At 44.9% G+C, this 21517-nt stretch carries 21 protein-coding genes; 14 read left to right on the top strand and 7 right to left on the bottom strand.

From position 1 onward, the window contains the following. The first annotated feature begins 3 nt into the window (after positions 1–3). From FJQ87_RS05440 to FJQ87_RS05410, 7 genes are all read left to right on the top strand, one after another. Positions 4–2859, top strand: a complete 2856-nt coding sequence (locus FJQ87_RS05440) for a valine--tRNA ligase (protein ID WP_140931270.1) — start codon at positions 4–6, stop codon at positions 2857–2859. Positions 2860–3097: 238 nt separating this feature from the next. Next, positions 3098–4423 carry an NAD(P)/FAD-dependent oxidoreductase gene (locus FJQ87_RS05435; protein ID WP_140931268.1) on the top strand — a complete coding sequence of 442 codons (1326 nt, stop codon included), beginning with the start codon at positions 3098–3100 and terminating at the stop codon, positions 4421–4423. A gap of 121 nt (positions 4424–4544) precedes the next feature. Continuing rightward, the gene (locus FJQ87_RS05430; protein ID WP_140931266.1) at positions 4545–4829 is read left to right on the top strand and encodes a hypothetical protein; all 285 of its coding nucleotides are present in this window, start codon (positions 4545–4547) and stop codon (positions 4827–4829) included. Between the two features lie 71 nt (positions 4830–4900). Next, a complete protein-coding gene (locus FJQ87_RS05425) occupies positions 4901–5452 on the top strand; it encodes a YbhB/YbcL family Raf kinase inhibitor-like protein (RefSeq protein WP_140931264.1) in 552 nt (183 codons plus the stop codon). 243 nt (positions 5453–5695) lie between these two features. Then, positions 5696–7243, top strand: a complete 1548-nt coding sequence (locus FJQ87_RS05420) for an MFS transporter (RefSeq protein ID WP_240778899.1) — start codon at positions 5696–5698, stop codon at positions 7241–7243. Positions 7244–7498: 255 nt separating this feature from the next. Next, positions 7499–8689 carry an NO-inducible flavohemoprotein gene (hmpA, locus tag FJQ87_RS05415; protein ID WP_140931262.1) on the top strand — a complete coding sequence of 397 codons (1191 nt, stop codon included), beginning with the start codon at positions 7499–7501 and terminating at the stop codon, positions 8687–8689. Between the two features lie 263 nt (positions 8690–8952). After that, positions 8953–9513, top strand: coding sequence for a YdcF family protein (locus FJQ87_RS05410; protein ID WP_140931260.1), 561 nt, complete (start codon positions 8953–8955; stop codon positions 9511–9513). A gap of 48 nt (positions 9514–9561) precedes the next feature. On the opposite strand, the gene FJQ87_RS05405 is transcribed toward FJQ87_RS05410, so the two are convergent. Next, complete coding sequence (locus FJQ87_RS05405; protein WP_206194371.1) at positions 9562–10149, bottom strand: phosphopyruvate hydratase; 588 nt, start codon at positions 10147–10149, stop codon at positions 9562–9564. Between the two features lie 414 nt (positions 10150–10563). On the opposite strand from FJQ87_RS05405, the gene FJQ87_RS05400 reads away from it, so the two are divergent. Next, a complete protein-coding gene (locus tag FJQ87_RS05400) occupies positions 10564–11058 on the top strand; it encodes a peptidylprolyl isomerase (RefSeq protein WP_140931258.1) in 495 nt (164 codons plus the stop codon). Positions 11059–11419: 361 nt separating this feature from the next. On the opposite strand, the gene FJQ87_RS05395 is transcribed toward FJQ87_RS05400, so the two are convergent. From FJQ87_RS05395 to FJQ87_RS05385, 3 genes are all read right to left on the bottom strand, one after another. Continuing rightward, on the bottom strand, positions 11420–12055 hold the full coding sequence (locus tag FJQ87_RS05395; RefSeq protein WP_140931256.1) for an AcfA family outer membrane beta-barrel protein: 636 nt from the start codon (positions 12053–12055) through the stop codon (positions 11420–11422). A gap of 50 nt (positions 12056–12105) precedes the next feature. After that, entirely contained in the window at positions 12106–12486 is a 381-nt protein-coding gene (locus FJQ87_RS05390) for a NirD/YgiW/YdeI family stress tolerance protein (protein ID WP_140931254.1), read from the bottom strand. A gap of 527 nt (positions 12487–13013) precedes the next feature. After that, a complete protein-coding gene (locus FJQ87_RS05385; protein ID WP_140931251.1) occupies positions 13014–13724 on the bottom strand; it encodes a pseudouridine synthase in 711 nt (236 codons plus the stop codon). Positions 13725–14018: 294 nt separating this feature from the next. On the opposite strand from FJQ87_RS05385, the gene FJQ87_RS05380 reads away from it, so the two are divergent. Further along, positions 14019–14495 (top strand): YcxB family protein, encoded by a 477-nt coding sequence (locus tag FJQ87_RS05380; protein WP_140931248.1) that lies wholly within the window; start codon positions 14019–14021, stop codon positions 14493–14495. A 216-nt stretch (positions 14496–14711) separates the two neighbouring features. Here FJQ87_RS05380 and FJQ87_RS05375 read toward each other — a convergent pair whose 3' ends face one another. After that, positions 14712–15278, bottom strand: coding sequence for a GPR1/FUN34/YaaH family transporter (locus tag FJQ87_RS05375; protein ID WP_140931246.1), 567 nt, complete (start codon positions 15276–15278; stop codon positions 14712–14714). A gap of 711 nt (positions 15279–15989) precedes the next feature. On the opposite strand from FJQ87_RS05375, the gene FJQ87_RS05370 reads away from it, so the two are divergent. Genes FJQ87_RS05370 through FJQ87_RS05355 form a run of 4 tightly spaced genes read left to right on the top strand, consistent with a single transcriptional unit; the run spans position 15990 to position 19301 of the window. Beyond that, a complete protein-coding gene (locus tag FJQ87_RS05370; RefSeq protein WP_168195142.1) occupies positions 15990–16871 on the top strand; it encodes a MipA/OmpV family protein in 882 nt (293 codons plus the stop codon). A gap of 29 nt (positions 16872–16900) precedes the next feature. Further along, on the top strand, positions 16901–17305 hold the full coding sequence (locus FJQ87_RS05365) for a DUF3019 domain-containing protein (protein WP_140931243.1): 405 nt from the start codon (positions 16901–16903) through the stop codon (positions 17303–17305). Continuing rightward, positions 17305–18021, top strand: coding sequence for a winged helix-turn-helix domain-containing protein (locus FJQ87_RS05360; RefSeq protein ID WP_140931241.1), 717 nt, complete (start codon positions 17305–17307; stop codon positions 18019–18021). Before FJQ87_RS05365 ends, FJQ87_RS05360 begins: the two co-directional genes overlap by 1 nt. 8 nt (positions 18022–18029) lie before the next feature. After that, positions 18030–19301 carry an ATP-binding protein gene (locus FJQ87_RS05355; protein ID WP_140931239.1) on the top strand — a complete coding sequence of 424 codons (1272 nt, stop codon included), beginning with the start codon at positions 18030–18032 and terminating at the stop codon, positions 19299–19301. A gap of 171 nt (positions 19302–19472) precedes the next feature. Here FJQ87_RS05355 and FJQ87_RS05350 read toward each other — a convergent pair whose 3' ends face one another. Further along, a complete protein-coding gene (locus FJQ87_RS05350; RefSeq protein WP_140931237.1) occupies positions 19473–19883 on the bottom strand; it encodes a DUF1289 domain-containing protein in 411 nt (136 codons plus the stop codon). Between the two features lie 122 nt (positions 19884–20005). Between FJQ87_RS05350 and FJQ87_RS05345 the strand changes: the two genes are divergently transcribed. Then, positions 20006–20554: a DUF4136 domain-containing protein gene (locus FJQ87_RS05345; RefSeq protein WP_140931235.1), complete on the top strand. Its 549-nt coding sequence runs from the start codon at positions 20006–20008 to the stop codon at positions 20552–20554. 217 nt (positions 20555–20771) lie between these two features. On the opposite strand, the gene aqpZ is transcribed toward FJQ87_RS05345, so the two are convergent. Beyond that, a complete protein-coding gene (gene aqpZ, locus FJQ87_RS05340; RefSeq protein WP_140931233.1) occupies positions 20772–21470 on the bottom strand; it encodes an aquaporin Z in 699 nt (232 codons plus the stop codon). Positions 21471–21517: the final 47 nt, after the last annotated feature.

Here is a 21517-nt window from a genome sequence, read left to right as displayed (position 1 = left end):
CCCATGGAAAAGACATACAATCCGCAGTCCATTGAACAGGCGCTCTACCAAAATTGGGAAGAGCAAGGTTACTTCAAGCCCCACGGTGATGAGTCCCAAGGCAACTATTGCATCATGATCCCGCCACCGAATGTGACGGGCAGCTTGCACATGGGTCATGCGTTCCAAGACACCATTATGGATACCTTAATCCGCTATCAGCGTATGAAAGGTAAGAATACCTTATGGCAGGTTGGTACTGACCATGCGGGTATCGCTACCCAAATGCTGGTTGAGCGTAAGCTTGAAGCCGAAGAAGGAAAAAATCGCCATGACTTAGGTCGCGATGCCTTTATGGATAAAGTGTGGGAGTGGAAAGAACAGTCTGGCGGCACCATTACTAAGCAGTTACGCCGTATGGGCGCGTCTGTGGATTGGGATCGTGAACGTTTTACTATGGATGCTGGCTTGTCAAAAGCCGTGCAAGAAGTGTTCGTACGCCTGTACGAAGATGACTTAATTTACCGTGGTAAGCGCCTAGTTAACTGGGATCCAAAGCTGCATACCGCAATTTCTGATCTGGAAGTGGAAAACAAAGAAAAACAAGGCCACATGTGGCACTTGCGCTTCCCGCTGGCCAATGGCGCTTTAACTGCCGATGGTAAAGATTATTTAGAAGTCGCCACTACCCGTCCTGAAACCATGTTAGGTGACAGCGCAGTGGCTGTTCATCCTGATGATGAGCGTTATCAAGCGCTGGTTGGCCAATTTGTATTGCTGCCAATCGTTAACCGTTTAATTCCAATTGTGGCCGATGATTATGTCGACATGGCCTTTGGTACTGGTTGCGTAAAGATAACCCCTGCTCATGACTTTAACGACTATGAAGTTGGTAAGCGTCATAACCTGCCAATGTTCAACATCTTAACTTTAGATGCCGCCATTCGCGCAACGGCTGAAGTCGTAAACTCAGACGGTACCATCAACAAAGAGCTGCAAGTTAACTTGCCAGAAAGCTTTGTCGGTCTAGACCGCTTTAAAGCCCGCGATGCTATCGTCGCTGAATTTGAGCGTTTAGGTCTGCTTGAGAAAATTGCACCACACGCCTTGAAAGTGCCTTATGGCGATCGCTCAGGCGTGGTCATTGAGCCTATGCTTACCGACCAGTGGTATGTCGCCGTGGCACCTATGGCAAAAACTGCCATTGAAGCCGTTGAAAATGGTGATATCAAGTTTGTGCCACAGCAGTACGAAAACATGTACTTCTCGTGGATGCGTGACATTCAAGACTGGTGTATCTCGCGCCAATTGTGGTGGGGACACCGCATTCCAGCTTGGTATGACGAAGCTGGTAAAGTATATGTAGGTCGCACTGAAGATGAAGTGCGCGCTAAGCACAAGTTAGCGGACTCAGTAGTTCTGCGCCAAGACGATGACGTACTGGATACTTGGTTCTCATCAGCCTTGTGGACTTTCTCAACCTTAGGTTGGCCAGATAACTTAGAAGATTTAAAAACCTTCCACCCAACTGACGTGTTAGTGACTGGTTTTGACATCATTTTCTTCTGGGTTGCCCGCATGATCATGATGACCATGCACTTCATCAAAGATGAAGATGGTAAGCCACAAGTACCGTTTAAAACCGTGTACGTAACTGGCCTTATTCGTGATGAAGCCGGTAACAAGATGTCTAAGTCAAAAGGTAACGTCCTTGACCCATTAGACATGATTGATGGTATCGACCTTGAAACTTTAGTGGAAAAGCGCACTGGCAATATGATGCAGCCACAACTGGCCGCTAAGATTGAAAAGAGCACCCGCAAAGAGTTCAGCGAAGGAATTGAAGCTCATGGTACTGATGCCCTGCGCTTTACCTTAGCCGCGATGGCGTCAACTGGCCGTGACATTAACTGGGACATGAAGCGATTAGACGGTTATCGCAGCTTCTGTAACAAGTTATGGAACGCTTCACGCTTTGTGTTGATGAACACTGAAGATCAAGATTGTGGTCAGCAAGGCGGCGAGATGAGCCTGTCACTGGCAGACCGCTGGATCATAGGTTTATTCAATCAAACCGTGAAAACCTTTGATGATCACATGGCAGCTTACCGCTTCGATTTAGCGGCAAATACCTTGTATGAATTCACTTGGAACCAGTTCTGTGATTGGTACTTAGAATTAACTAAGCCAGTACTGCAAAACGGTAGTGAAGCAGAGCAGCGCGGTACTCGTCACACCTTAGTGACAGTACTAGAGCAGATGCAGCGCTTGATGCACCCTATCATGCCTTACATCACTGAAACCATTTGGAACCGCGTGAAGCCATTAGCTGGCGTCACAGGTGATACCTTGATGCTGATGCCATTCCCTGAGTATCAAGCCGCTCAAGTGGATGACACGGCTATGGCTGACCTTGAATGGGTTAAGCAAATGATTATTGCTGTGCGTAACATTCGCGCTGAATTAAACATTGCCCCATCTAAGCCATTAAATGCCCTGCTGCGCGGTGTTAGCGCCGAAGATAAGGCGCGCATTGAAGCTAACCAAACCTTCTTGACCTCATTGGCTCGCCTTGAGTCTATGACGATTTTAGCTAGCGATGACACAGCCCCGATGTCTACCACTCAGTTAGTGGGTGAGATGGAGCTGTTAATTCCAATGGCAGGCTTAATCGATGTAGCCGCCGAAATGGCGCGTATAGATAAGCAAATCGAAAAACTGGCGCAAGAAGCCGGTCGCATCGAAGGCAAACTCAGCAACGAAGGCTTTGTTGCTAAAGCGCCTGCCGCGGTAATTGAAAAAGAGCGTGCCAAGCTTGCTGAATTCTCCCGCGACATCGAGAAATTCAAAGAGCAGCAGCGTCAGTTAAGTCAGATCTAACTCACACTTGAGTTCTAAAAAAGGCTGTCATCCGACAGCCTTTTTTATTGGCAATAACAGCATTTTTCGCTACAAAAATATTCAATGTAGCACAAAATGTTAACCATACGGATTTTTGTGGTTTTAATTTAAGCATTTGCTAGGGTGCTGCCGCACATTTAAGATGACATAACTCACAAAAACAGGCAGCATAAGTGAGTATTTACCCCCATTTTATTTATTGTTGAGACTAGACATAATGATCAGCGCAGAAAACTCCACGACTTCCCATACTTTACCCAGAATCGTCATAGTTGGCGGTGGCGCAGGCGGCTTAGAACTGGCCAGTGCTTTAGGCCATAAATTGGGCAAAAAAGGCCGTGCTGAAATTGTGCTGATTGATAAAAGTCGCAGCCATATTTGGAAGCCGTTATTACATGAAGTAGCCACAGGTTCATTAGATGCCGACTTAGATGGCGTTATTTACTCAGTGCACGCTATGCAACACGGCTACCGCTTTGAGCTAGGTGAAATGATAGGCATGGATTGCCAAGCGCAACACATCAGCTTGGCGGCTAAATACGATCAGGAAGGCAAGCTGTTAAGCGCTGAGCGTCAACTGAATTATGACCAACTAGTGCTGGCCGTAGGTAGCGTAAGCAATGACTTTAATACCAAAGGGGTTAAACAACATTGCTACTTCTTAGACTCACACGCCCAGGCGCAGCGTTTCCACCATGCTTTGCTGGATAACTTTACCCGTGTGCACCAAAATCCAGATGTCGACAGTTTAAATATTGCCATTGTCGGCGGCGGCGCCACAGGTGTGGAATTATCAGCCGATCTTTACCACGTAGCTAAATTGATTAAGTCTTACGGCTTAGCGCAAATGACGCCAGCTAAGCTCAAAATTCAATTAATTGAAGCCGGCCCGCGCATTTTACCAGCCTTACCTGAGCGTATTTCAGCATCTGCCCGTAAAGAGTTATCTTTGCTTGGGGTTGAAGTGATGGAAAACGTGCGCATTAATGAAGCTACGGAAGAAGGCTTTGTTACCAGTGAAGGCCAATTAATTGCAGCGCAAATGATGGTATGGGCAGCAGGCGTTAAGGCACCTGATTTTATCGCCAATATTGAAGGCTTAAGCTTAACTCGCAGCAACCAAATTCTGGTCGAGCCAACCTTACACGCTAAGGGGCAAGAAAACTTATTTGTGATTGGCGATTGCTGCGCCTGTGAATTGCCAGATGGCGGCTTTGTGCCACCACGCGCGCAGTCAGCGCACCAGATGGCAAGCTGCGTTTATAAAAACATCTTGAACCGTCGTAGCGGTAAAGCAGAAGTCGCTTACAAGTACGTTGACCACGGCTCACTGGTGAATTTATCGCGCTTTAGCACCGTCGGTAGCTTAATGGGTAACTTAAACAAAAACAGCATGTTTGTTGAAGGTAAAATCGCCCGTTTAGTGTATTTATCCCTGTACCGTATGCATCAATACGCAATTCATGGCGCAAAACGCATGATGGCACTGTGGCTGGCTGAAAAACTGATGCGCGCCGTACGTCCAAAAATGAAACTGCATTAATCTAAGTCATTAATGATAAATGCGATTTTCATGGAGTCTTCATGAAAATCGCCTTAACATCTCCTACCTACCTCATTCTTTGGCTATACTGTGCTGACTCAATCAATGCGCCGAAGCCACAATGAAACTCATTGCTCTTACTCTTTCACTGCTATTACTTAGCGCCTGCGCTAGCCAAAGCGACCAAGCCAGTGACTATAAAGATATGTTTGATTATGGCCGCGACATGGGCTGTAAATCGGCATTAACAGGTGCTGGCACCCCAAGACAAGCGCTCGACAACGCCCCAACTATCGCAGGCAGCCAGCAAGACTTTACCCAAGGCTGGAAACAAGGCTACTTGAAATGCATCATAGGTTTAGGCCCAGCGCAAATGCCGCCGGCCACCAATGCTAGCTCCCACTGAAATTCAACGTTGATCGTTACAAATAGCCAAACACGCACTAAGCTTACTTGGTCAACAATACCGGAGGTGTTATGAAACAAATTCTATCTATCAGCTGCGCACTGGCACTTTTTAGTGCATCGAGCGCTTATGCGCTCACGCTCGAAAGCCCGCAAGTCACCAATGATAAAACCTTTAGCAATCAGCAGATTTTTGATAGCTGGGGTTGTACCGGAGATAATATTTCACCAGAACTTAAGTGGAGTGATGTACCCAAAGGCACTAAAAGTTTTGCGGTGACCTTGTATGATCCTAACGCGCCAACCGGTAGCGGTTGGTGGCACTGGGTCACAATTAATATTCCAGCCGATGCCACCGGCTTATCTTTAGGCGCGGGCGCACTTGGCGGCGACAAACTGCCTAAAGGCGCGAGCATGCTGCGTAACGACTTTGGCTTTATGGGTTACGGCGGCGCTTGCCCACCACCTATGGCGCAACCTCATAATTATGAGATTACTGTCTACGCGCTCGATGTGGCTGATTTAGGGGTACCAGTAGACGCCTCTCCTGCCCTTGCTGGCTACTATATTTTGCAGCATGACTTAGCCAAAGCCGTATTAACTGCGCCAACTAATACGAGATAAGTGCTTGATTCACACTCGCTAACAAGTAATTTCATCCAAACAAGGAGCTCTAGTGGCTCCTTATTTTATATGACTAGATTCTAGTCTGAATGAATGACCCAAAGAAAATACGCCGCAACACCCTTCAAATCCTGATTTGCATCAATACAATATTGCCCAAAGCTTGTCACCTATAAAAAACAAGGTAGAGTAAATTCGTTTACACCACAGGTACAACCCAATAATCACAATAAAAGGGACTGCATAGTGCAAGATTCATCTGACAATGACTTAAGAGAAGTCAAACAACTAGGCATGTGGGCCTCCATCGCCAGTTTAAGTTATGTATTTTGGCTAGTTGGCGGCATGGAAATGGTCGAGCGCATCGCCTATTACGGCGTTAAAGCGAGCGCCGGCTTATACGCTAAAGCGCCGCAATCACAAGGGGGGCTGGGAATAAGCCTTAGTGATTACGGCATCATTATTTCTACTTGGGCAATTTTGCAGACCTTTATTCCAGTTTTTACCGGCGGCATATCCGATAGAGTGGGCTATAAACAAACAATTTTTGTATCAACCGTCATCAAGATAGCGGGCTACTTATGCATGGCCTTGTTCCCAAGTTTTTGGGGGTTCCTCGCAGGCGCCATGTTACTTGCGGCCGGCACCGGGATATTTAAACCCGGCATTCAAGGTACCTTAGTGCTTGCTACCCATAGAAATAACTCATCGATGGCGTGGGGCATTTTTTATCAAATCGTCAATATTGGCGGCTTTCTCGGCCCATTAGTTGCTGTGCATATGCGCCAATTATCTTGGGATAATGTGTTTTACGCCTGCGCCGCCATTATTTCCCTCAACTTTGTGTTATTGCTCACTTATAAGGAGCCAGGTCTTGCAGCAAGACTTGAGCGAAACGCCAAAATCAAGTCTGGCGAAATCACTCAACAAGCATTATGGAAAGATGCGTGGCATGAGCTTAAAAAGCCCATTGTGATTTACTACATGCTGGTATTTTCTGGCTTCTGGTTTTTATTCAATGCTTTATTTGATGTTCTGCCCATTCATATTTCTGAGTGGGTCAATACCAGCGTGATTGTAACTAGCCTCTTTGGCCCAGAAGGCACCCAAAATGGCATATTACAGTTTTGGTTAGGACTGAATAATGCTGGTACCCAAGTCATGCCTGAAGGCATGCTCAACTTAAATGCCGGCCTTATTATGACCAGCTGCTTTTTAATCGCGGCCTTAACCGCTAAATATCGCATAACCACAGCCATGCTGGCCGGTTGCTTACTGAGTATTTTGGCGTTTGTGCTCATAGGCTATACCAATGCGGCGTGGATGATGGTTTTTGCCATTGCCATGTTTTCACTAGGGGAAATGATGATTTCACCTAAGAAAAATGAATTTATGGGTAATATTGCCCCTGAAGGTAAAAAAGCCATGTATTTAGGCTTTGTGATGTTACCTCAAGGTATAGGCTGGGGCCTTGAAGGCTATTTTGGCCCGCGCTTATATGAGCATTACGCTTCTAAAGAAATATTCTCCCGTCAGCAGCTCATCACAGATGGCATGCCCGCAGTGGAAGTTGCCGCCATTCCCCAAGGCGAAGCTTTTACTACGTTAGTGAAGTTTACCGGCGAGTCGGCAGACGCTCTCACTCAGCAGCTTTACCTCGCCCACAATATTGGCATGGCTTGGTACATAATTGCTGCTATTGGTTCTGTGTCAGCGGTAGGTATTTATATCTACGGCAAATGGCTACTGACGTTACAAAATCAACAACGCCATCAACTGGCTCACGCCTAACTACCGCTTTGTGAGTATAGTCAGGTGTAAAATCTTGGCTATGCTTACTTTATAGCTTAAGGCTATTACCTGATCCGTTGCCCCTGAGTTAGAGTTCATTCCACTCTCGCTACTTCATCAGCAAGGACTGCCAGTGAATTTGTAAGTCGTGATCGACATCACTCTCTGAACATTTTCATTAATCTTTAGTTTGATATAAATCAAATGCATCTTTAATATCGCTACAAACATGCATCAACAATAAAGGTTTAAGATATGTTATCTCAACAGACCATCAGCATAGTAAAAAGCACCATTCCTTTGCTCACTAGCGCAGGTCCTGCGTTAACCGCTCACTTTTACAAAAGAATGTTTAGAGATAATCCTGAGCTTAAAGATGTTTTTAACCTCAGCAATCAAGAAACTGGCCGCCAGCCAGCCGCCTTATTTGATGCAGTCGCAGCCTATGCGACCCATATTGATAACCTTGCCGTACTTGGCAGCGCGGTTGAGCGTATCGCTCAGAAGCACACCGGATTTTTAATCCAGCCAGAGCAATATCAAATCGTAGGTCACCACCTGCTGGAAACGTTAAAAGAGTTAGGCGGCGATGCCGTTACGCCTGAAATCATTCAAGCCTGGGGCGAAGCCTATGGGTTCTTAGCTCAAATATTCATTGATAGAGAAAAAACTCTGTATCAACAAGCTGCTGCTCAAACCGGTGGTTGGCAAGGTACGCGCGCCTTTACCATTAGCGCTAAGCGTAAAGAATCTGATGTGATCACCTCGTTTGAGCTGACTCCAGTGGATGGCATGCCTGTGCCTACTTTTACCCCGGGCCAATACTTGAGTGTAAAGTTGACGCATCCGCGCTTAGCTAACACTGAAATTCGTCAATATTCGTTGTCTGATTGCAGCAATGGTCGCAATTTTAGAATAAGTGTTAAATCTGAGCCACAAGGCAAGGTTTCTAACTTACTGCATGAAGCATTCCAAGTGGGCGATACTATTGAGGTTATTCCGCCAGCGGGTGACTTTATGCTCACGACGGCCGCCGAGCGTCCATTAGTATTAATTTCAGCAGGCGTGGGCTTAACCCCAATGCTCGCCATGCTTAATCAGCGCCTGACTACTAACAGCAGCAAAACCTTATGGTTACATGCATGCGAAAATAGCCAAGTACATGCATTTGGTGCAGACATTCAGGCCAAACAAGCGAAAAACCCGCAGCTCAGCAGTTTCGTTTGGTACCGTGCGCCGCAAATCAATGACACCTTAGGTGAGCAGTTTGATTTTAGCGGCATGATGCAGCTAGAAGTTATCCAATCTAAGCTGCCGCTTGATGGCGAATACTATTTCTGTGGCCCAGTGCCATTCATGCAAATGGTCGCCAAGCAGCTTACTGCCATCGGCATTAGCGCTGAACAAATGCACTATGAAGTTTTTGGTCCGCATCAAAGCCTGTAAGCGTATCAAGCTGATAGCCATGTAAGAAATGGCTTTTTTAGCAATAGTCCTTTAGCAATAGCCACTGTGGTCATCGCCTTTTTTATCTGGCGTCCTATGATCACAGAGGCTATTTCAGCTAGCCGTTCCAGCGCTCGCGGCAATTAACTATGAATAACCTGAACTGACCCCAGCTTCAAAACCCCTCTTACTCACGACTTCATCACAGACAAATGATCGCTATGATGCTTTACTAGCAAAAAACTCTTCAAGATACCAAGACCATGTCTGAATTAATTTTACAGTTAGGGGCGCCGAATCTAGCTAATGGCCAATTATCTTCCATAGCCCAAGCACGCTGTGAAACGACCTTTCATTGCTGGCAGCAAGCACCTAGCCAATTCATCATGTGTACTGGTGGATTTGGCGCGCACTTTAATCAATCCACGCGCTTACATGCCAATTGGGTACAAGACTATCTAGTAAATCTAGGTGTGCCCTCTGACAAGTTTTTAGCGCCCGTTGCCAGTCGCTTTACCTTCGAAGATGCGAGCTTAAGCTTAGCGCCGTTAACTGAGTTAAAAACTAGGTTTGGTTTAACGCAACTCACCTTAGTGACATCTGACTTTCACATGCCAAGAGTGCAGCTTATCTTTAACGCTCTGCTGTTATCCGGGGCGCAGCCTTTATTAAGGCGTGATCAGTTAATTTATCTGCCAGCGCCGACGCCGTTGCCTAAACCAGAGCAGCAAGCGCTTGTAGCCCACGAACAAAGCGTAATGGCTCGCGAGCAGCACAATATTGCTGCTTATCAGCAAGCGTTAGCACCCATAAAAAAGAGCTGACGTAGTCAGCTCTTTTAAGGTCAACATCAAAAATTAGGACGTTAGGCGTTAGGCCTTAGCAGTTTCCGCGTCGGCATTAGCGTTGGAATTAGCATTAGTCCCAACAGCGCCTTGCTCAGTTTTATCAAATAACAATTTAAAACTCATAATGCCAATCACTATGACTTTAATGATCATCATCTGGGTATTGCCATAATATGCCGCCATACCAATGAAGCCAGAAAACAGCATTAACAGGCGATAATTCTTGAGCGTGGTCATATACAGGGCTAACAAAATTATTCCTAAGTCCACAAACTGTAGGGCTACCGCTAAAGTAGGTGAGGCAATAAAAGCTGTGATCGCCACATAAGAAATATAAGCAATGCCCATGGCCATTACGCTGCCTAATCCGATAATCACAGCTTTAGAGGCATTGGTAAAATCTTTGGCATAACGGTAAGTATTTAACGATGCTACCGATAAATTAAGAATGACTTTAGGCCACCATCCCATTAAAAATGCCCATAGGGTATCGTTAGCCGCTGAGCCAAAGGCGGCAAAGCGAGTTAACTTCATGGAATTAAAAATAGTTATCGATATATAAAAGGCGACTGAAGTCCAGCCGAGTATTTCAGTGATGAGTTCCAGTGTCATTTCAGAGTCTCTTGCTTATTATGGTGAATTACATCAATTCACTGGTTTTTATCTTTATTAGCGAGGAGTCAATGGTAAAATTGCTATCAACATGTTTAAAACATGTTTAGCTATTTAACGTCAGCATCGCAACACATTCCATCGTGCTGACTTGATAATAAAGCGATAGCGCCTGAAATATCAACTATTGTTAATGATTGAATTTTATCGAGGTTAATTATTGACCAGGCCTGAATAGCGCCTATATTCGCAGCTATTCATTTTTGGTTATAAAATCAGAACGCTAACTTAAGTTTTCTCCATGAGGATTTGGCCTTACCCTCGAATTCAACTCAGAAGTATTTTCGGTCGCCAATATCAGCAGGCCGAAAATATTAGGTATACTCAAGTATTATTGACTGATAGATGAAACTCATGACAATTATTTTTACGACTAACTTAGGTGATATTGAAATTGAACTGGATATGGACACGGCGCCAGTATCTTCCAAGAATTTTTTGAAATATTGCCAAGATGGCTTTTATGAAGGCACGCTATTTCATCGAGTGATCAAAGGTTTTATGATCCAAGGCGGCGGTATGACTCCGAATTTTGATGAAAAGCCGACTAACGCCCCGATTGTCAATGAAGCTAACCGCGGTTTAAAAAATGTCATTGGCTCAATAGCGATGGCGCGCACCGATGCGCCGCATTCTGCCACTGCGCAGTTTTTTATTAACTTAGCCAACAATGATTTCTTGGATCATACCTCAACCACCAACAATGGCTGGGGCTACGCCGTATTTGGCAAAGTCACTGCAGGTATGGATGTAGTTAATACCATTGCTAACGTCAAGACCACGTCATTATTTGGCCATGATGATGTCCCGCGTAGCGATATAGTGATTGAAAAAGTAGCTATTAAATAAGCTAAGCCTGAGCTCACATAAAAAATGGCCGATCAATTAACCTGAACGGCCATTCATTTAATCGAGCATAATTTATGCTCGATTTTCTTTGCACACTATTATTCACTTAGCTAAATCTTCACCAGCGCTAACGCTTAAGCTTTATAAATTTAATCTTTATAAGCCTGATATTTATAAGCCTGACATTTATAACTCTAGGCTATAAAAACCCAAAGCTATTGAGCGATAGACTTGCCCCCGTCCCTAAGATTGCCCTTAGGTAAGTAATAGTGAGAGACAAGTGAAAGATAAATGAGAGTGCCTTGCCGCAAATACTGAGATTCGCAATGTTAGATTGCAAAAATAAGTAGGCGCAGCGTCTTTAGAAAGAGTAGCGAGTCATTAAGCTAACGCTGCTGCTATTAGCGAAACTATCTGCCTGATATTTAGCATTCACGCCCACGGTCCATTCAGGCATTATGGCGTATTCCACTCCGACACTGGCAATCGCACCAATTTCACTGTGAGTACCAGTATCACCGGTAATATGCGAAGTGACAGTTTCTATATCTGTGGCGACATGCTCACTGGTTTCAGTAAATGAAGCGCTGAAATCATAGCGGCTATAACTGATACCGGCGCCCAGTTTTGCTGTCCATTTATCATTGATATGGAAAGAGTATATTGGCATTAAGGTTAACTGCTTCACCTTAATATCGGCGTCCCAGTCTTTTTCTATTTCGGTTAAGTCGGCACCCGTACCAACCAAGCTTTCTTGCCCTTGGCCATCACTTAATTCAGATTGGCGATATCCTAATTCCAGCGCCAAATTATCGCTAAATTGGTAACCCATAAATACGCCAGCCACACCTTCGTTATTATCTGGTGTTAACTGCACAAAGTTAACAACAGGCTCAAAATTATGGTTAGTTGCAGCCACGCCATATTCAGCACCAATATAAGGAGTGGCAAACGCTGGGGCGGCTAAAAGAGTCGATAAGACTAATAACTTTTTCATTAAAACCTCTAGATTTCACTTAGTAATTGTTGATTAATTCGGCACTAATATTATTTAGCCAACTGAATTTGGCTGACATCAACCATCACATCTTGCAATTCTTTATCTATCTCGCCCTGAATAATCACTTTAGATGCCGGCGTCACTTCAAGACCTAACCATTTATCATGTTCAATTTCGATATTGACGCTACCGGTGTCATCGGCAAAGCGGTACATTTCGCCGCCTAACGAGGCTGTAATGTGGCCTTCTAAGGTCACAGGCGTGTCATCACTGAACATGCCAGAATCTAATACCTGCTTAACGCTACTCACTTGAGTTGGGCCAGAAAAGCCTTGATTGGTGACATTGGCAGCAGGGAGGCTTGCAAAGCTTGCCGCTGAATATAAGGTTGCGAGAGCTAAGGCGCTTGAAGTGATAAATTTATTCATAAGATACTCAAATACTGTTGAAGACATGGGATGTCGGTCGTTATGCTGAGCAATTTACACTAAGAGTTTGTCATTTAGATTGCCGCAACCTTACGTTTTTGTAAGGTTAACGACCTGATATTCCATAGAAAAGACTAAAAAAATAGTAGTTAGCCTATCAATAACTACTATGTTGCAGCGCGCCAATCACTAATCACCAATGAGAGCTAATGACGGTGAGTAAAGATGGATAAGGCGCGTGTATCTATGCTTACACGCCTGAGTGCCCGCAAGACAGAGTAAGAGTCTGTGTGACTGCGTAACTGAGGTACAGAGGTACATACAGAGATACAGAGTTATAGCAAAGCATTAGAGAAAGACACCGGCCATAAATACTGCCGATAGTGATGTGAATTGAAATTCTCAGTAGCTGTCGTGATTTGACAAAAAGGATCGCCGCAAGTGATAGCTAGTTGCCGTCATTCCTAACAACTAGCCACTAGCCACTAGCTCGGCACTTTTACCCCAGGGATTGTTAACTCGGAAGCTTAGGCGCGAGCGTTTTTAACTTCTTGCGGAGTTAATTCGCGCCACTGACCCGCGGCAAGCTTAGGGTCAAGTGATAAGGCGCCGATTTTAAAGCGATGCAAGGCCAACACTTGATTGCGAAAGCGGCCAAACATCCGCTTAATTTGATGATACTTACCTTCTTCTAACACTACTTCTACTTGATGACTGCTGTGAATAATAAGCTCTGCCGGCAAGGTAGTAATATCTTCAAATTCAAAATACATACCAGCACTAAATGCTGCTGTATATTCAGCCGTTACCGCCTCTTTTAAAGTCACGAGATAACGTTTAGCCACATGCGCGCCTGGCGCCATTAAGGATTCTGACCAGCGGCTGTCATTAGTGAGCAATATTAGCCCAGAAGTATTTAAATCAAGTCGCCCGACTATGTGCAAATCGGCGCGTAATTCTGTGGGCAATAAATCCAGTACGGTTTGATGCTCGCTATCTTGCGTGGCGCTCACTATGCCTATGGGTTTATTGACCATGTAATACCTAGGCACATCGCCACGAATGAGCTCACCATCACATGCCAGCTGCATAAATTCATCCAACTGAAAATCCATGTCTTTAATAATGATGCCATCAACCGTGACGCGCTGACTTAATAGCAAGGCTCTAATCTGCTTGCGCGGTAAATTGAAATGTTTGGCTAATAGGCGATCTAACCTGCCACGTTTAGTTTGCATGCTGTGATAACTCATAATAATGATAAATAGTGCCACTTAGCCGTTACTGTGGCGCACAAGTGAACGGGCGAAGACATAAGCCTAACTAGGCGTGCATTATTGACGCTTACAGCGCGACAGGCAACGCGCTCAGGCTTAAATTAAGTGTTAACGCAACATCCGTCACTAGCTCTATCGAGGCGACAAACACCCCATACTTAGCTTGATGGCGCTAAAAACGCACGGAATTAACTGAGAATTAAGCTCAAGTCAGCTACACTGCGCCTTTGTTTATTCGCTTAAACCTTAGATGTTATGATCACTGAATCGCATTTTGAATCAAAATTCACTTTAGACCGCCACTATTATTTGGCTTGTTATGATGAAACCGCTACGCCACTGACAGGGATTAAACCTTATGCCAAGGCCGCCGTGTTATGCGCTATTGGTCTTGGACTGGCAACAGGCGGCGTACCTGCCTATTTAAGCTATTTTATTATTGGCTTAGGCGTCATTGAGGGCTTAAATATCCGCTTTAATCGCACTTGGTGGTTATGGCGTCAAATGATGTCAAAAGCGGCTAACAATACCGTCAGCGTCACCATTAATGAAAGTGGCGTGCGCATCACCTCTAACTTCGTCAATCAGCACTGGTCATGGACAGACATAGAGAGCATTACCGAGCACACTCAAGGCTTCGTATTGCAAATCGGCACTAACCGCCAGTATTTGCTCAAGCAACCATTATCCGCTGAATGCCAAGCGTTTTTACGCCAACAAGCTCGCGGTTAATAGCTGAGCTTGGTCATTCGGCTCAGAAATGATGCCCCAGCAGACTCATGACAAATTGAGATCATGACAATGTAAGCTCATAACAAAGTGGACCATGGTAGATAAGCGCCATAAAAGACCAACAAAAAAGCCGATGCAATCAATGCATCGGCTTTTTTAGTGTGAGAGAGAACCCTTAGGCTCTCTCTCAAATCTTGTCACTGTCGTAACGACAGATTAAGCAGCTTTCTTTTCACCGATTGGCAAAATAGTACGGCCAAATTCACCGTTTAATATTTGCGCCATAGCGAAGTAGATAGCGCTCAAGCCAGTCAGAATACCTTCATAACCAGCGATAGTGCCGATCAGGGCGCTACCAGTGAAGTCACGAGCGGCCAGCAAGAAGAATAAAATGGTTAATAAACCAAATACAACTTGCTTAGCACGTGGGTAGCATAAAGAACCCACAAACATAAAGGCAGTGAACACGCCCCATAATAATAAGTACCAACCCATGAAGTGAGCTGGGCTTGGCGCTACGCCCATCATAGGCATAACTAACAGGCCTACCAGAGTCAGCCAGAATAAGCCGTATGAAGTAAATGCTGTGGTGCCGAAGGTGTCGCCACGCTTAAAGCACATCATACCCACTAATACCTGACCAATACCGCCATAGAAAATACCCATGGCTAAAATCATTGAATCGATTGGGAAAAAACCCGCGTTATGGATATTTAATAAAATGGTAGTCATACCAAAACCCATCAAGCCAAGTGGCGCTGGGTTAGCCAGTTTAGTAGACATGTGATTCCTCAAATGAAAACGGCCGATACAATCGTCCGTGTTAACAAATTAATTGGGTGTGGACTGCAGCTCGAACATCGATATTGCAGCGTCTCCTCTTAAAGAAGCCGCGCATCATAGAGAAAGGCAGAGATTAAATCAACAAACACTAATCAAAGGCAAAAAACCAACGAAATTAATTAAAAAGGCTATATATCAACAACTTACAACCGAGCTCGCTCGTAAGAAAGATATGTATGATATTAATTGTGTTTAAAATCATTGCGTTAGCACTAAAACACCCTAAAAGCCTACCAAGTTCACAACCATCAACATAGCGTGACAAAAGTCACACTCCCACCAAGGTGACGGCATGAATCACAGCCATTCATGGCCAATTAGGCAAAGACGATGCGACCAGCACCACAAAAACCGTGCTTACGTGACCAGCGCCACAGTTACAGCCAATTGTTTGCAATAGTCGGCCAGTGATTATGCTTAAGACTGCGTCAGTCTATTAGCTGTTAATAAACGGGGCCAAAAACCACGTTCAGCGCGACGATAGCATTAACACGCAACTGCAACATAGTCATAATTGGATCAATTTGTATCACGCCAGATGTTGATACTGTTTTAACCATTTGTTACTGATATAATTATCTCCACTTTGCCCTTATGGTATGCGCCATGCACCTTGCTTGCTTTGGACTAAGATCACTTGCGAGTCGTTTATTGCTCAGTAAGAGATGGGGCGCACTCTTATTTGCTAGCGCCTTAAGCGCTAGTCTATTGGTCAGCAGCCACTTAGCTTGGGCAGAAGACAATACATGCGCACTATCATTAGACTGCATTAACACCGACCAATGGTCAGTGGCTCTCGCGGCTGGTTATGGCGAACAATCCAATCCACTCATCAATCATGCTGCCATTCCGATTTATCTCATTCCCAGTATTGCTTATTACGGTCAGTCGTTCTTTTTTGACAATGGTTTATTTGGTTATTCATTAGTTGAAAATCAAGATGTTGCCGTGAATATCATTGCCGCCTACAGTGGCGAACGTGGCTATTTTTACCGCTGGGATCCAAGCAACATTTTTGTAAGTGGCGCCTCTAGACAACACCATGAAGACGTTATCCATGAGGATGGCGCGAACTCATTGAACCACAACACCCCATTAGCGCAGCGCCACTTTACTTATGTTGCCGGCATTGAAGCTTGGTATTTTAATCCTCTCGCTGATATCAGTATCAGTGTTGGCCATGATCTCTTTGGCGTGCATCAAGGCATAGAAGCGCGCGTAGCTCTTACTAAACTTATTGCTTGGTCCAATTTTTCGCTGCAACTCGATGCCAGTGCTCATTGGCAAGATGCCGATGTGATTGGCTATTACTATCAACCGCGAGCCCAAGAATTTGGTTATCACTTACCTTATGAAGCAAGCACTGGCATAAGCCCACAACTTGGAGCCAGCTTAACCTATGCCATAGATGAACATTGGCAGCTTATAAGCTTGACTCGCTATCGCCACCTCGCCGCTAGCATAGTCGATAGCCCGCTCATCATCAGAGACTACAGCCGTCATGTCTTTGTGGGGGTCGCTTACTTATGGTAACCAGCAATCCGCCAACTAAGGCATAAGTAATGCCTAACACTTTAGTCAGTATTATGGGGTTATTGACACTCGCAGTGATGAGCAGTCTCCCATTGGCAGCGAACGATGAGCAAAATCTCTTGCACCTCACGCCGAGTGTCTGCATTATTGACGCCGCTACGAGCCACTGCCGTATTCAAGTTCAATTTCATTGGCAAACAAGCACTAACAATGCCGTTTGTATTCAGAGTGTGGATGACACTATTGCGCCTTGGTGTAACCAAGACCCAAACAGTCACACAACCGTAATTGAAGTGCAGGCTCAAGCAGATATGCAGTTTTTATTAGTAGATAAGGCCACACACCAAATACTCGCCGATGCTAAATTTACCGTGACTAGCCCCAATCAAACGTCTGAGCGTCGACGCTACCGAAATCCTTGGAGTTTATTTTAATGACTACGCCTCAATCGCCTTTTCGTGTGCTGTTAGTTGAAGATGATATACGCTTGGCCAATTTGATTTCAGATTACTTAAAGTCGCAAGGAATGCATGTTGAAGTGGAGCGCCGTGGTGACACAGTGCTGACTCGTTTAATCAACTATAAGCCTGACATTATTTTGCTCGATATCATGCTGCCAGGCCTAGATGGCTTATCATTGTGTGAAAAATTACCGGATTATTTCCATGGCCCTATCTTATTGATGAGCGCCTTAGGCACGCCTGAAGATCAGATTAAAGGCTTAGAATTGGGCGCCGATGATTATGTGGTTAAGCCGGTAGAACCCGCATTACTAGTAGCGCGTATTCATAACTTATTGCGCCGCCGCGCCAAACCTACTCATCAGCACGAATCCCATTGTCTTAACTTTGGCAAGCTCAGCATAGATCCCCACACCCAAGCGATTTTACTGAGTGATCATGCGGTTGACTTAACCAGCCATGAATTTGAATTATTGTGGTTACTGGCCTCAAACGCTGGCCAAGTGTTAAGTCGCCAATTCATTTATCAATATTTGCTTAATATTGATTTTGATGGCAAAGATAGAAAAATTGACGTACGTATTTCACGCCTACGCAAAAAACTTGGCGACAATATCGAAACTCCGTTTCGGATTAAAACCGTATGGGGCCAAGGTTACTTGTTTGCTCCAGAAGCTTGGAATAATTAAGGATCCCCGTGAAGCGCTTGTTTATTAGCCTATACCTGCTTCTTAGCCTAAGTATTCTCGGCATAGGTTGGACTTTAGAAGAAGTGTGGCACAGCACGTTTGGTCAACAACAAGCGAATCAACCGTCACTGCTGTTGCTGGCAGATTTATTAGAACAAATGCCAGCAGAGCAGCGTCAGCGTTACTTGAGTAAAATTGACGCTAATCCCGAGCGCCCTGTCGCTCTATTGTCACAAGATCAAATCTCACTGCAAACCAGCCAAGCGCTCGCGCCTAATCAAGTGTTGCGCACGGTCAATAACCACAAGCAGCAATACTTATTTATTCCAGTGGGCGAACAAGTGCTGATGCTCGGCCCGCTCGCGGCAGCGCCATTAGCAGGCTGGGAAACTACCTTTACCTTAGGTTTTTATCTATTACTGGCCTTGGTCATCTTGTTATGGATACGCCCATTGTCGCGGGATTTACGCAAGCTAGAATTAGCCGCCAATGACTTTGCCAAGGCTAAGTGGAATACCCGCGTAAATTTATTACCAAGCTCCCAAGTGGTATTTCTTGGAGAAGCGTTTAATAAGATGGGCAAACAGATTGGCAATCTTATCGATAATCAGCAGCACTTATCGAATACTGTGTCTCACGAATTACGCACGCCGCTGGCTCGACTTAAATTTGCCATGGCGCTGCTACCCAGTTATTGCAGCGACCAGAAAACGCTAGAGCAGCGCAGCCAGTTTATTGAAGATATGCAGCTTGATATCGCTGAGATGGAAGGCTTGCTGACTGAGCTATTAAGCTACGCCCGCTTAGAGTCAGCGCAGCTTAATGTTGACCGTCAATTGTGCGACTTATCCCTCTTAGTGCAGCAAACAGTGGAGCGCATTCAACCTCTGTGCCAGCAAAGGATTATCGCCACCGGCATTGAACAGCCTTGCTGCGTGATGTTAGAGCCTAGCTTAATCGAGCGCGCCTTACAAAACTTACTCACCAATGCATTGCGCTATCATAGGCATAAAATCCAAGTTAATCTGGTTCGCCACTGTGATACTTGGCAAATTGATGTCGAGAACGATGGCCCTGCAATCAGCGAGCATGAACAACAACATATTTTTGAACCCTTTTATCGCGCGGCTAACAATCAGCAGCAAGACCGCGGGTTTGGCTTAGGTTTAGCGATTATTTGCCGAATTATGGCGCGCCACCAAGGCGATATCAGCTTAACCAGTAATGAACAAGTGACCCGCTTTAGCCTGCATGCGCCGTTAGATCAACCGCCAAGCTAATAGCGCGAACTAAGGCGCAGCTGTATGAACTCATGCCTAAATTGCAATTAGTGCGCTGGGGGATTTGAGCACAGTAGCCGAAGACACAGTAGGTTTTACTTATTGCTAGTCTGCTCGGCGCTATTGCTTAGGCTGTTACTTGAACTGTTACTTGGGCTGTTACTTGACCTGTCACTTGATAGCACTTGGATTGCTATTTGCACTGTGACTTTCTGATGAAGCTTCTGTGATTATACCTTTGTCTGCGTCTGCGCTAATGTCCTCACCCACTTTCACATTAGGCTCCACATTCATAGAAACATCTATTGCCATTGCACCATCAATATCGAAATCAAAGGCTTGGTTTAATGCTTGAGTATTGAGTTGTTGCTGCTGTCGCTGGGCTTGAAAGATGGCATAACGGCGGCGAGCGCCGCGCTGCTGACACAAGCGCAATACTTCCTGTTTTTGACTGTCATTGAAGGTTTGCCAATTAAAACGCTCATCACGGCTGCGAAAACAACCTAAGCAATATCCACCTTTATCTGTGGTGCATATACCTTTGCAAGGACTGATTAATTCAAAAAACAGCAGCTGTTCCATCGCATACCTATCAATGAGTTATCAAATTTACTGCCGCAGATATTCGCTACTTTTACGCTGTTAAGGTATAACATCTTAATCACATTTGTGCTAACAAGCGTTCATTCAACCAAGGAGTAACTATGGCAACTCTAATACGTCAGATCACTATCGGTGTATTAGCCTTATTGTTGGTATCGGCCTGTAGCACTAAACCTGCCAATACTGATTACGATGTTAATTACAATTTTTCCACCCTCAACAATTTTAGTATGTTACCGCCACCTAGCGCTATCGATCCATTAGTTGCCACCCGAGTAAGAGACCAAGTGTTTAACACTTTACTACTCCAAGGTTATCTTGATAATCCGCGTACGCCAGATTTTCTAGTCGGCATTGAGCTTTCAAGCAAAGCCAAAACCAGCGATTCAGGCGTATCCATTGGGCTCGGGACTGGTGGCTGGGGCAGCAATAGCGGCGTTAGTGTTGGCTCAAGTGTTGGCATTCCCTTAGGCAAAGATAAGACTGAGCAAATCATTCAAATTAATATCTTTGATCCAAGTAACCGTTTGATTTGGCGCGGAAGAGACAGCTTTGTGTTAACTAATTCTGTGCCAGATAACGTTAAAGCCAGCCAAGCTGTGATTTCTAATATTCTGGCGCGCTTTCCACCAGAAGATGATATTGAATAATGCTTTAATTAGCTTGTAAGCAAAAAGGGCTTCTCAATGAAGCCCTTTTATTTGCAGTGCAAATATCGCTATTGCACTAACAATAACAAGCTTTAGCAATAACAAGCATTAGCAATAAAAGCTTTATAAAAAAATCACCCTAAGCAGAACTTAGGGGGATTCATGTCACGCCATATCAATAAAGATGCGTATTATCTTGGTTAACTCTCTATCAGGCTTAGTCGTTTTGATGATTAGGGCTTAACCAGCGATAGATGAGCGCGCCAACTACAGCGCCAAGAATAGGCGCTACCCAAAATAGCCATAATTGCGATAACGCCCAATCCCCCATAATGATGGCAGGACCTGTGCTGCGAGCAGGGTTCACCGAAGTGTTAGTGATGGGAATACTGATTAAATGGATTAAGGTTAAACATAAACCTATGGCTAAACCTGCCATGGCGGGAGTTGCTAATCTATGCGTTGCGCCCAAAACCACCATTAAAAACATGCCAGTTAAGACAGCTTCTGTGATAAAGCCAGACAATAAATCATAGCCACCGGGTGAATGCTCACCATAACCGTTGGCCGCGAGACCATCGGCCAAACTGTAGCCCGCCTTACCGCTCGCGATAAGATACACTACGGTCGATGCCACAATCGCGCCTAACACTTGCGCCACTATGTAAGGGATTACTTTTGATGCTTCAAATCGGCCGCCAACCCATAAGCCCACGGTAATCGCTGGGTTTAAATGACAACCACTGATATGACCAATGGCATACGCCATAGTCACTACGGTTAAACCAAATGCTAAGGCAACCCCTAAAAAGCCAATACCAACATTAGGAAAGCCTGCGGCGAACACAGCGCTTCCAGTGCCTCCTAGCACTAACCAAAAAGTTCCAATAAATTCTGCACAAAGAATTTTAAACATGGTGTAAATCCTCAATGTAAGAGGTGATTAATCGTTAAGGTCAAACA

The sequence above is a fragment of the Shewanella sp. SNU WT4 genome (genome assembly GCF_006494715.1).
Taxonomy (GTDB): domain Bacteria; phylum Pseudomonadota; class Gammaproteobacteria; order Enterobacterales; family Shewanellaceae; genus Shewanella.
This window is presented reverse-complemented; position numbering and strand designations above follow the sequence as displayed.

Excerpts from the sequence above, each read along its gene's own strand:
- FJQ87_RS05410 (WP_140931260.1), top strand. The coding sequence starts at position 8,953 with ATGTCTGAATTAATTTTACAGTTAGGGGCGCCGAATCTAGCTAATGGC.
- FJQ87_RS05360 (WP_140931241.1), top strand. The coding sequence starts at position 17,305 with ATGACTACGCCTCAATCGCCTTTTCGTGTGCTGTTAGTTGAAGATGAT.
- FJQ87_RS05425 (WP_140931264.1), top strand. The coding sequence starts at position 4,901 with ATGAAACAAATTCTATCTATCAGCTGCGCACTGGCACTTTTTAGTGCA.
- FJQ87_RS05440 (WP_140931270.1), top strand. The coding sequence starts at position 4 with ATGGAAAAGACATACAATCCGCAGTCCATTGAACAGGCGCTCTACCAA.
- hmpA (WP_140931262.1), top strand. The coding sequence starts at position 7,499 with ATGTTATCTCAACAGACCATCAGCATAGTAAAAAGCACCATTCCTTTG.
- FJQ87_RS05430 (WP_140931266.1), top strand. The coding sequence starts at position 4,545 with ATGAAACTCATTGCTCTTACTCTTTCACTGCTATTACTTAGCGCCTGC.
- FJQ87_RS05405 (WP_206194371.1), bottom strand. The coding sequence starts at position 10,149 with ATGACACTGGAACTCATCACTGAAATACTCGGCTGGACTTCAGTCGCC.
- FJQ87_RS05380 (WP_140931248.1), top strand. The coding sequence starts at position 14,019 with ATGATCACTGAATCGCATTTTGAATCAAAATTCACTTTAGACCGCCAC.
- FJQ87_RS05345 (WP_140931235.1), top strand. The coding sequence starts at position 20,006 with ATGGCAACTCTAATACGTCAGATCACTATCGGTGTATTAGCCTTATTG.
- FJQ87_RS05390 (WP_140931254.1), bottom strand. The coding sequence starts at position 12,486 with ATGAATAAATTTATCACTTCAAGCGCCTTAGCTCTCGCAACCTTATAT.
- FJQ87_RS05400 (WP_140931258.1), top strand. The coding sequence starts at position 10,564 with ATGACAATTATTTTTACGACTAACTTAGGTGATATTGAAATTGAACTG.
- FJQ87_RS05435 (WP_140931268.1), top strand. The coding sequence starts at position 3,098 with ATGATCAGCGCAGAAAACTCCACGACTTCCCATACTTTACCCAGAATC.
- aqpZ (WP_140931233.1), bottom strand. The coding sequence starts at position 21,470 with ATGTTTAAAATTCTTTGTGCAGAATTTATTGGAACTTTTTGGTTAGTG.
- FJQ87_RS05385 (WP_140931251.1), bottom strand. The coding sequence starts at position 13,724 with ATGCAAACTAAACGTGGCAGGTTAGATCGCCTATTAGCCAAACATTTC.
- FJQ87_RS05350 (WP_140931237.1), bottom strand. The coding sequence starts at position 19,883 with ATGGAACAGCTGCTGTTTTTTGAATTAATCAGTCCTTGCAAAGGTATA.
- FJQ87_RS05365 (WP_140931243.1), top strand. The coding sequence starts at position 16,901 with ATGCCTAACACTTTAGTCAGTATTATGGGGTTATTGACACTCGCAGTG.
- FJQ87_RS05395 (WP_140931256.1), bottom strand. The coding sequence starts at position 12,055 with ATGAAAAAGTTATTAGTCTTATCGACTCTTTTAGCCGCCCCAGCGTTT.
- FJQ87_RS05375 (WP_140931246.1), bottom strand. The coding sequence starts at position 15,278 with ATGTCTACTAAACTGGCTAACCCAGCGCCACTTGGCTTGATGGGTTTT.